Origin of the sequence: Alkalihalobacillus trypoxylicola (genome assembly GCF_001590785.1) — a bacterium.
Lineage (GTDB): Bacteria > Bacillota > Bacilli > Bacillales > Bacillaceae_D > Alkalihalobacillus > Alkalihalobacillus trypoxylicola.
Genome location: NZ_LTAO01000003.1, coordinates 1 through 11,414 on the forward strand (window position 1 = coordinate 1; position 11,414 = coordinate 11,414).

Below are 11,414 nucleotides of genomic sequence, written 5' to 3' on the forward strand. Positions count from 1 at the left end.
CAATCTTACAGGATTAAGGACCATCTAAAAAAGGACGATAGTTGAAATTGTACATTCTTACGTAATCAAAAATGTACATACAAACCTTGACGTTTACAATTTTCATTTAAGAATATGAATGATGAAAAGGATTCAACTAAATAAAATTTGATTTTAGACATACTTGTTTTATGAATGTTTGAAATACACGAAATGAAGGAAAGGATTACTATTCTCTTTATTTCAAGCTAGACATGATAGGTAATGGATGTAAACTCAAAATACGAATGAACCCTCCTTCTTGTGAGAAGAAGGAGGGTTCATTCGAACGGATAAATTTTTATGAAAGACGAAAGCTAGCCATTAATGAAGTGGCCATGCTTAACGCGGAGGAGATCTTGGGTGAGCGAACAGCCGACAAAGCACCTAACATGTGTAAGTCCCAGTCACTCCTTGGACTAAGGTTTTATAATTCATATTCCCAATTATCCTTTATTTTCATATATACAATAAACAATTGATTTTCTTTATCATAATTCGTTAGATTAGAAGTGGAAATATTTAATTTAGGGAACAGAGCATCTGATAATCTATCTGTAAGCTGTGATCTTTTGTATAAATCTAATTTATGAAAGCGGTCTGTATAAATTTTTAACATCTTCCACTCTTTCTCATTGATAGAAGATAACGCATACTCATCACCACGGAAAGGATAGGTCGCTAAATTTCTCTTTTCTATTTCTTTATCAGTTAATGATTTCTTCTTCTTTTTTGTTCTTCTTTCGTGAACAACAATCGTTCCACCTACTATATCGCCCAAGCGTTTATGCTTAGAGTGAAAAAATATACATAATAGACCAACCAAATAGGCTGTAGGCAAACTATCTACAATTCGTAATAAGTTTCTTATTAAGCTTGAGAGAAATGTAATACTATGACCGTTCTCTTGCATAACGCGAATACCTATTATTTTTTTTCCAATTGTCCTTCCACCAGAAACATATTCGTAAATAATGAAATAGCCTTGGTTTACGACAAATAGGAAAAGAAGTAATATCATGAAAGGAGTCGAAAATACATCCATAAAAACAAGAAGACTATCTAATCTCATGATAATGTTTAGATAAACAATTGAGAATACGATACTAAATATCGTCAATATTAATTGGTCAATAACAAAAGCAATAGAGCGACTGCCTAAACCGGCTAATTGAAATTGAATAGAGACATATTCGGGTGTTTTTATATCTAATTGTTCTTGATTCAAATGATTCACCTCTTAAAAGTTAACTAGAAATGGTTTCTATTTTTTTCAAAAATTACTATAATAAAAGTACAAATATTCATTTTCCATTAAGAATAAGGAGTATGGTATGAACTTAAAACAATTTATGAAGCAAAATCGTGAAAGCTGGAATAAACTTGAACTTTTAATATCCGCTATGCAAAAACGCAAATCTAAAATAACAGCCAATGAAATTGATCAATTTCAACGGCTATATCAAAAAGCAGCTCAAAATCTCTCGTATAGTCAAACTTATTTCCAAGATTCAGAGCTTACCTTTTACCTGAATGGTCTCGTCACTAAGGCTCATAATACCTTATACAAGGATCAAGTCACAAGTTGGAAGCAAATACGAGATTTTTTTAGTACAAAGTTCATTCAATTATTAACAGAGCAATGGAAAATGGTTTTAATTGCAATGATTTTATTTATCATTGGCGGCATTGGTGGCTTTGTAGTGGTTGCTTCTGATCCTTTATTACTTTACTCTATATTACCCGCTGATATTGCGAACGGTGTTAGTCCAGAACATTTAGGGTCAAGTGATGGTGAAGTCAATGCCAGCCTAATGTCTACCACCATTATGATAAATAATATACAAGTTGCCTTTTTAGCATTTGCAGGTGGAGTTACCTTCGGATTATTAACGGTTTATCTTCTTATCTATAATGGCATCATTATTGGTGCACTTTACGCAGTCTTTTGGCAGCATAGTATGTCTTATGAATTTTGGGCGTATATTATGCCTCACGGCGTGATTGAATTAGCCGCCATTTTTATAGCTGGTGGAGCAGGATTACTCATGGGGTATAAACTCTTTGTTCCTGGAACTTTTTCAAGGGTTTACCAATTAAAGAAGTATAGTAAGCGTTCAGTCCAACTACTACTAGGAACTCTCCCACTGTTTGTTATTGCAGGATTCATTGAAGGATTTATAACCCCTTCAACTCTATCACTTGAAATGAAATATTCGGTCGCGATTTTAACCTTATTTGCACTAATTTTTTATATCATTGTAGGGAAGTTACTCTTATTAAAAAGAGAAAATGCTTCTCCTAATCTCCATTTAAATCAGTCATAACCATTTTATTGATAGAGGTCAACCCATCTTCTGGGCTGACCTCCTTTTAAATTAAACCTCGATTTAGCATTTGAATATAGGAGCTTACGGCTGCAACTGAGAGGTTCTCTTCCTCAACTTCCTTCATTTCTAATCCTTGTTTTTCCCATTTGGATTTCTCTTTTTTCTTAAAAAGAGTTTGTTGCTCTGCCATACTTTTGACCATCGCTTTTTGAACGGTATCAGGATGGAGCTTCGTATATTGAATTAACGTTTCATCGACAATACCAAGCATTAAGAAGCGGTGACGTCTCCTTACATTCGTTAAATATATCAACGCCATTTCTTCATATAAAAATGTGCGTACATCACTCATTAATAAAATTAAGCTTCGCTTCTTTTGAACTCTTTGTAAATATTGAAACACTTCTCCATAATTCGATTCTGAAGCTTCTACCTTTAGATTATATATCTCATCTAATATAGTTTGTAGCTGTGCCATCCCTTTAGCTGGAGGGATATAAACTTTCACACTTTTAGAGAAAGCTAAAATAGAAACATAATCACCTTTTTGTAAGGCAGCTGCAGCAAGAGTTAGTGAAGCCTCTAATGCCCGCTCTAATCGATTTCCCTTTCTCAATTCAGTTCCCATCATTCTGCCACAGTCTATTAAAATCGTTATATATTTCCCGTGCTCAGGTTCATATTCATTCGACATAACTTCTCGAAGTTTTGCTGTTTGTCGCCAGTTAATCATCCGAGGATCATCACCGACAACATAATTTCTTACTTTCGAAAACTCACCAACGCCTGAGACTTGTTTCTTTATGATGATGCCTTCATCAGTTAAATACCTTTGCGCATTCTCCAGGTATTCCTTCATATCCGTAATGTCAGGAATGACCTTTACTTTATTCTCTCTTAATAAAACCATTTGCCTTTTCCATAATCCTAAAACACTTCGACAACGAATATAGATGGAATCAATGTCATAATCACCACGAATAGGTGCCTTTGTTTGATAGGTTATCTTTGTCTTCGACTCATTATTCACCTTCCCCCTTAGTGGGAAAGGTCTTTCAAAGGATTGAGGCAATCCATCTATAATCTCGTAAATAACGGGCTGCTTTCCTTTATTGACAATGGTCAGCTCTACCTCATAATCTATATTTCTTTCTAGTTTATCTAATAATTTTCTTTGAATATCAATTTCCTTTTTTGATGGCAGCCATAAAAAATCAAAAAGGCTTAAAATAAAAGCTAGCATTAATAGCGCTATAATCCATGGCCACGTTAAACCAAGAAAAACTCCACCAATTAAAAAAATTGAAAGTCCTGTAAATGCAACTAATAGTTTTTTTGTAGGTAAAAACCCTTTATCTCGGAACAGAAACCGATCCCACCAGCGTTTCGATTGTTTGGTCAACAGTTCTTCCCTCCAATTCTACATGTGGAGATAATTGAATTCGGTGGCGTAAAGCCGGCTTAGCAATCAATTTAATATCATCAGGAGTCACATAATCACGTTCTGCTAAATAAGCCCAAGCCCTTGCTGCTTTAGCTATAGAAATAGCTGCACGAGTACTTGCTCCAATGCGAATGGATTCCGATTCACGTGTCTTTCGAACGATTTTTATTATATAGTTTAGGACATCGTCACTTAGCCTTACTTTTTCTATTTCTGAACGTATCTCTAAAAAAGTTTCTATTGATAAAACAGACTGAATCGTGTCAAAGGCATGTGTTTTTTCAATGACCTGTTTTAACACTAATTGCTCCTCTTCGATATTAGGAAATTCGATATTTAATTTAAAGAGAAAGCGATCCTGCTGTGCTTCAGGTAAAGGGTAAGTTCCTTCAAATTCAATCGGATTTTGAGTAGCAACAACAAAGAAAACATCATCTAATTTATACGTCTCTCCTTGAATCGTCACTTGCTGCTCTTCCATCGCCTCTAGCAAAGCCGCTTGTGTTTTAGCCGGTGTACGATTAATTTCATCTGCTAATAATACATTGGTGAAAATCGGTCCTCGTAATGTTCTAAAATCTCCTTCTTTTAAATCATATATAGCACTTCCTGTAATATCACTTGGTAGGAGGTCTGGTGTAAATTGAATTCTATTAAAATTACCTCCCAATAGAGTGGCGAGAGTGCGTACCATTTGTGTTTTTCCTGTTCCTGGTACTCCTTCTATTAATACATGACCACCTGCTAAAATCGAGGATAGTAATAACCTTAAATTCATATTCTGCCCTAGAATTCGCTTCTCATATTGCTCTAATAAGGATGTAATTTGTTCTCTCACCCTTCTTCCACCTCTTTTCTAATTAATTCAAGTCGTTTTGACCAATAAATATACTCTTGCTTTGAGAGCTCCTGCTTATGTAAAACAGTAACTAATCCATTTAAGAATTCCTTGATCTGCTTATTCGTTAAATTCTCATTCAGTTTCTTTTCTAATACTTCTTCCAAATCTGACCAAGGTTTAGCATAAGGAATACCCCACTTTTCTTGAAGAAGATGCTTTACATAGTCAGCTTGAATTCTTAAAGAATCACAGTAACGATTACTTTTTATATACCAAGCAGCTAAAGCGGTTAGTCTCTCATCACTAAATCTAACGGACTCTTCTCTCACCTTCAAAACAGGTCCAAAGCGTTTTCCATGTATCCATAACCACAATATAGTAAGTAGAGCAAGCTGTAGCATAAATACTTGAAACCATAATGGGTATAAGGAAATATAACTTTCACTGCTTTCGGGCATATGGACGTAATCGTTAAATAAAGTTAGTGATGGAACATCAGAGTTTTGATTCAAGGCTTCCGCTATTAATTCTATATGGTGATAGATTAGAATATTTTCATTCACAATCCATTCTGGTGAAATGACCGCAATTAAATTCCCATTACCAAATGAACGATTAATCGCTATTGGACCATTTTCATCCGCTAAAATCACTTCATTTTCATCATCAGCTATTAATCTTGCTGGGCCAGGCATAAAAGCTTGAAATACTTCATCATTATTATTCCTAATATTCGCTGGGTCATCTGTAGCTAAGCTAGCAAAATCAGTTGCAAGCCCAAAATAATCGGCAGGAAATTGACTCATTAGAAGAATCGTATTCCCTTGATTCATATATTCTATGTACTCTTCCATTTCTACTGCTGATGGCATGTATGCCGGTTCAATCATTAATAATAACTGGTTACTAGGCTGATACGATAATAACCTCGGTTCTTTATCCCATCTATCTACTGGAAACCCTTCTCTTTCTAAATATGTATAAAAAGCTTTAGTACCAGATGGTGACGCTGACTCAGATATAAAAGGAGGATATTCCTTCGGTTGATTCGAAAAAATAAAATAGCCAGCTACCCAAAAGATTAATAAAACTAGAATGACATAAAGCCACGTTCTTAAATTCGATTTTGTTTCATTCAACTTCGTGAAACCCTCCTTTCTATTCCGCTTTTTCTTTCGTTTTCAGATGGGTTTCGTGATGAATCCATTTGGTTACCTGCTCTTTAAACGGTTCAAATTCTTCTTTGGTTATTTGATGATAACCATAGGTAGCCCGTTCAAATAATAGTGCACATTCATAAAACCTAGCTGCGCTTTCTTTATCATTTCGTTTAATCTCATCATAATATTCCCAATTTGTTTTCCATGCTCTTGTTACGAGCCATTCAATATCTTGTAAATAGAGTAATAGGGCTAGGAATAAATGTCTGGTTGCCCCTGAAAAATCTCCTTTATCTTCAAGCTCTTGTGCAATTTTAAAGTGGCTTTCAAAAGACAAAATTTCTTGAGAAAGCTCTTGTAAAGGCTTGCTTCTTTTCATATCTCTTTTTCTCTTCCAATTCTTAGCTAATAAAAATATTGCCACAATTAATATCACAAGACCTGTAATGACTAAACCAAAAACTAAGAAGCTGTTACCACTTGCTTCGAATTCAATATCTGGAAATAGCATCCCGAGTAGTTCATTAAATAAATTGATAACATCCAAAAAGAGACGAGCAACCAATCCATCGGAATCATCATAATAAGCCGTATATTCCGATTTACTTAATATGGATTGAAGTTCTTCTCGAGCGTGATTCGGCTCGATCATTTAAGCTACACCTCCTCCCTAACCATTTTTTCATTTATTATCATTTTTCTTGATAATCATCAAGCATCTGGTCTAAATCATCTGCATCTTGTCTAATTTTCAAATCAAAAAATATAACAGCAATTAAAATCGACATAATCATGGTTAGTACTAAAGAAAGTGCACTAATAATTAATTGCATAACCACACTGTTGCCTAAAAAGGCACTAAACGACATTTCAATTCCACCAATAACAATGGTGCTTATGAGTGCGACAACAATGATTAAACCTAAAACTCTCCAACCATTGCCTTTTGTTAATCTCCAGCTTCGTCCAAATCCTGGAGCCTCTCTTTCAATAGCTACAGCGGCTAGATACATGCTCCATCTTGTTAATAAATAACCTATACCAACAGCTAAGCCAATAAATACTAGTAAAAAGAATATAATAATAAATGCAGCAGATTCAGCCATACCAAAAATCATTGCTGAAATGGAAAAGAAAATAATAAATGGAAGAATGATAATACCTATAACCATTAGGAAATATAAAATAGAACTACCTATTAGGGACCAAAAACGTGAAAAAGATTTTTTTATAAGACTTCCTGTTGAAAAGCTCTCTCCATTTTTCAAATGAAAAACACCGAAAATAATTGCTGCTTGAGCAATAGGATACATAATAAAGCTTATTAGCTGAATAAGTGATATCCAACTATTTTGAGCTAGCTCCGTATATTCTTCATTTAATGCTAATCTATTCATCATTCTTTCCAATACTCCATTCCCTTCTACAGTTTCACGAAAGAAACTTACTCCATATGCTAGGTTCACAAGCGCTTCAAGTAATAGGAATGGACCCACTAATATTAAAACAATAAGAAAGAAGCTTGAAAAATGACTTTTGGTAATTCGAAATGTTTGATCGAGTATTTCTCCAAATCCTTTAGGTCGTGAAAAATGATTCAATGTTGTAACTCTCCTTTTTAATTAAACTGTATTTTTATTATTCTATCATTTTTTAAGATAGATGTACCCATATTCTCCCAAAATAACCCTATCAATAAAATAATAGATTAAGATGAGTAAAGTAGCAAACAAATAAGAAGAACCTATAGAGTAATAAACACTATAAAGGAGCCACAAAAGTGACTCCTTATACTCTTCACAAACTATACCTTTTAATCTGCAAGAAGAAACGTGTTTTTTTATTTATAGCTAACAAGATTTCCTAATAACAAATGCTGGTTCATGATCGTAAATGATTGTGTACGAATAGAGACCGAGTTTGTATACACATTGCTACTTCCTAGACGTAAACGAATGAAGGCTGAATTTGTTGTTATATTTGGATTGAGCCTCATATTGATAGTCGTTCTTGCTGTCCCATTTTCATTAGCTGTTATCGTTCCTATATTAAAGTAGCCGTATTGCGTTGGCCAAGTTCCATCCGCATTTTGAATCTGTGAGATAGATTGTCCACCCTGTAAATAAATTTGAACTTGGGCATTATTAATGATTTCACCTGCAGTTAAATCATTAATGACCACCTTTACCGGAAAAACTTCTCCATCCAAAGGCAAAATAGAAGGAGGAATTAATGAGTAGCGATCGGTGATTTCCGCTAGTCCAACGGTTTCTGTTATGACATTATTCCCACTACCAAGTCTGAGCCGGATATTCGCACTATCTGCCTGTACCGCCGGGTTAATGCGCATCAGAACGATCTTTCGAGCCATTCCATCATGATTAGCGATCATCGTCCCGACATTATGATAACCATACTGAGTTGGCCAAGTTCCATCACTATTCTGAATCTGAGAAATCGATTGACCTCCCGCTAAATACACCTGTAATTGTGCATTCTCAATACGATCTCCTGGATTAAGTCCTGTTAAAATGACCTCTACCGGAAAATGAATGCCGTTTAACGGGAGGATACCAGGATAATTTAAATTAAAATCAGCTTCTTCAGTAGGTGGTTGTTCTACAGCCTCCCCACCGAGTGTAACTGTTTTTGTATAGACATTATTTCCTGAACCGATACGTAACCGAATATTGGCCGATCCTTCTGGTGCAGAGTTACCTAATCTCATTAAAATAACATTCTCTGCTACTCCATTTTCATCAGCTTCTATTGTTCCAATGCTTTGATAGCCGTATCCAGATGGCCAAGTTCCGTCGGCTCTTTGAATTTGGGAAACAGCCGTCCCCCCCTGTAAGTAGACCTGCATTTCAGCATTCGTAATCATTTGACCAGGTTCCATATCAACTAAAGTGACTTTCACTTCGAAGGTACTTCCGTCAATTGGTAAGATTTCTGGTGTCTCAATGCTATATTTAATATCTACTGGAGGATCTACATCCGATCCAAAAGAGCCATCAGCAAACGAAGATTGGTCATACCATAAATACCCAGCTTGTGGTGCTCGCCAAGGCTCTGTCTGAGGTTCTGTAGAATGTTCAGGTGTCTCCATCGGTAAAATAGGAGAAGGTTCATCTAAAGGTAAATCAATATCACTAAAAGTTTGATAATTTTCCTGTTCCGCTAACCAATTAATGATATTAACTAATAATGCACCGTTATCTCTATCAATAAAACCATCATATGTTCGTTTGATTCCACCATGTTCCTCATTTCGATATTTTGGAGTACTATCCTCTACTGGAGAAGAATCTCCAATAAAAGCTGATTTTCCATCGCCCTTTTTGCCAATTGCAACAAAAGGTCCTTCTTCCATTCCTCCTCCAAAATATACACCTTGGTCAACAGCTGAGCCCCATTTATTCTCACTTTCTGTTAAGCCTTCAGGTAAGTATACAATTCCCTTTGCAATCTCTTCGTTCATGATAGCCATAGTAGACCCTGCATGAATCGAGACTTCTTCAATGTTTTCTGTAATACCAAATGATTCTTCAGATGAAACAATGATGTCTCCAACTGTGTGATCAATCGCGTTAAAGCGAAAACGAACGCCAAATTCCTCACTGAGCCAATCAGAGCTTTCCACTCCATCCATCGCCTCAATTTCACCTGGTGTCATTCCTTTAGTTGGCTCTTCATATGCTCCACGACGCCAACCATTCATAATCTCATTTGAATCCCAGCGATTCAGATTTCGATCAGCATTGTAATGGTCGGCAATAAAAAAGACCCCTCCTCCATTTTCTGCAAAGCTTGCAATCGCATCCTGCTCTATTACTTTAAAGGGAATTTGGGCCTCTGGAATAACAAATACATCAATATCATTTAAATCTTCTAAAGAAATAGGTGTCGTACTTCTATACTCTTTTACTGTATAGCCTTCTTCCACTAAAGCATCGGCAAAATCTGAAAAAGCTCCATCAATAACCCAATCCGATTGACCAGCTGTTTGTCCATGACTATTATCAAATAAGACTATTTTTCCGTTTGGTTCATCAGGAATTAGAACAGGTGGTGGATCATTTGGACCTTCTGCTAAAATAAAATGATCTCCTCCAACAACCCAAAACAAAGCTAGTAATGGTAGTATCAAAGCCTTTAAAAATTTACCTTTACTCAATCGACATTCCTCCTAGATTTAAATTATGCTAATAAAGCTTAGCAAATCTATCATATCAAATTTATTTTTAATTTGTTTTAATTTTCTAAATATTTCACGAATATTCATCTACTGTTATAAAACCTTACAGAATTTACATGATCTTAACACAAATTAGTATTTATTCTATCATCTATCCCATGGTATAATTTTCTATGAAATAGAGATTGGTTATTTTTTGCTTCACTATTTCGCAAAATTATATTTGCAGGGGGTAGTTTGGTTCATGTTCAAAAAAAGTAGTTTTTATCTACTAATTGCTTTATTGCTTTTATTAGCTGCTTGTGGAGATAGTAGCGATGATACGAATGAAGGTACTACAGGTACTGATGAAGGAACAGAAGAAACAACAGAGGAAACGAATGAGGAAGAAGCTAATGCTGATACATATGTACCTGAATCATTAATCGTTCAATTCGTTCCATCACAAAATGCTGAAACTCTTGAAGCAAGAGCGAAACCACTTGAAGATTTACTTCAAGAACAATTAGGAATTGATGTTACGGTTAATGTATCTACCAACTATAATACAGTAGTAGAAGCGATGGCATCTGGACAAATTGATATTGGTTTCTTACCACCAAATGCTTATGTACAAGCTCATGATGAGTACGGTGCAGCAGAAGTTATTTTACAATCACAACGCTTTGGCGTTAACGAAGATGGCTCTCCAACTGAAGATTTAGTTGATCATTACTTTTCTATGATTATTGCTCGAGCTGATTCTGATATTGAATCTCTTGAAGATTTGAAAGGTAAAACAATTGCTTTCCAAGATTACACTTCTTCAGCAGGTTATGTATGGCCAGCTGGTATCTTATTAGATAATGACATTGATCCACAAACAGATGTTAACCCACTTACACTTCAAGGACATGATGCTGGAGTAACAGCTGTACTAAATGGTGAAGCGGATGCAGCAGCTATTTTCCAAGATGCACGTAATGTTGTTGTCAATGATTTCCCAACTGTTTTTGAAGATACAAAAGTAGTTGCTTTGACTGAAAAAATTCCTAATGACACGATTTCTGTTCGTCCAGATATGGATGACGAATGGAAAACAAAAATTCAACAAGCTTTTATTGAAATTGGTCAATCAGAGGAAGGCTTAGAAATTATCCGTGATATCTATTCTCACGAAGGATATGCTGAGTCTCAAGATTCTAACTTTGATGTTGTTCGTGACTATGCTGAAAGAATTCAAGGAAACTAATTATACGTAACAATCGTAATGAGTATACCCCGCTTCAACTTAATTTAAACGAGTTTTCGTTTATTACTCTAAGCTTTATATATGTAGATTTAGATGCGGATACTATTAACGTGTCTTAGAGGATGTCCAAAAAAGGGGGTAACAGACCTTTTTTTAGGACATCCTTTTTTTCATAATTTTGGAAACACTGTC

9 protein-coding genes are annotated in these 11,414 nt (G+C 35.3%); 2 read left to right on the top strand and 7 right to left on the bottom strand.

Going from position 1 to position 11,414, the window contains the following annotated elements; all coding sequences use genetic code 11:
• Positions 1-445: 445 nt before the first annotated feature.
• Complete coding sequence (locus AZF04_RS03580) at positions 446-1,246, bottom strand: RDD family protein (protein ID WP_061947598.1); 801 nt, start codon at positions 1,244-1,246, stop codon at positions 446-448.
• Positions 1,247-1,352: 106 nt separating this feature from the next.
• On the opposite strand from AZF04_RS03580, the gene AZF04_RS03585 reads away from it, so the two are divergent.
• Entirely contained in the window at positions 1,353-2,345 is a 993-nt protein-coding gene (locus AZF04_RS03585; protein WP_061947599.1) for a stage II sporulation protein M, read from the top strand.
• A 46-nt stretch (positions 2,346-2,391) separates the two neighbouring features.
• Here the strand turns inward: AZF04_RS03585 and AZF04_RS03590 are convergent, their stop codons facing one another.
• The 6 genes from AZF04_RS03590 to AZF04_RS03615 form a co-directional block, all read right to left on the bottom strand.
• Entirely contained in the window at positions 2,392-3,750 is a 1,359-nt protein-coding gene (locus AZF04_RS03590; protein WP_061947600.1) for a DUF58 domain-containing protein, read from the bottom strand.
• Entirely contained in the window at positions 3,701-4,630 is a 930-nt protein-coding gene (locus AZF04_RS03595) for an AAA family ATPase (protein WP_061947601.1), read from the bottom strand. The genes AZF04_RS03590 and AZF04_RS03595 overlap by 50 nt, the downstream gene beginning before the upstream one ends.
• Complete coding sequence (locus AZF04_RS03600) at positions 4,627-5,772, bottom strand: DUF4350 domain-containing protein (protein WP_061947602.1); 1,146 nt, start codon at positions 5,770-5,772, stop codon at positions 4,627-4,629. The genes AZF04_RS03595 and AZF04_RS03600 overlap by 4 nt, the downstream gene beginning before the upstream one ends.
• Before the next feature lie 19 nt (positions 5,773-5,791).
• Positions 5,792-6,445: a DUF4129 domain-containing protein gene (locus AZF04_RS03605; RefSeq protein ID WP_061947603.1), complete on the bottom strand. Its 654-nt coding sequence runs from the start codon at positions 6,443-6,445 to the stop codon at positions 5,792-5,794.
• A gap of 40 nt (positions 6,446-6,485) precedes the next feature.
• Positions 6,486-7,394, bottom strand: a complete 909-nt coding sequence (locus AZF04_RS03610) for a hypothetical protein (RefSeq protein ID WP_061947604.1) — start codon at positions 7,392-7,394, stop codon at positions 6,486-6,488.
• A gap of 239 nt (positions 7,395-7,633) precedes the next feature.
• The gene (locus AZF04_RS03615; protein WP_064504041.1) at positions 7,634-9,970 is read right to left on the bottom strand and encodes a hypothetical protein; all 2,337 of its coding nucleotides are present in this window, start codon (positions 9,968-9,970) and stop codon (positions 7,634-7,636) included.
• Between the two features lie 265 nt (positions 9,971-10,235).
• Between AZF04_RS03615 and AZF04_RS03620 the strand changes: the two genes are divergently transcribed.
• The gene (locus tag AZF04_RS03620; RefSeq protein WP_045477929.1) at positions 10,236-11,222 is read left to right on the top strand and encodes a phosphate/phosphite/phosphonate ABC transporter substrate-binding protein; all 987 of its coding nucleotides are present in this window, start codon (positions 10,236-10,238) and stop codon (positions 11,220-11,222) included.
• Positions 11,223-11,414: the final 192 nt, after the last annotated feature.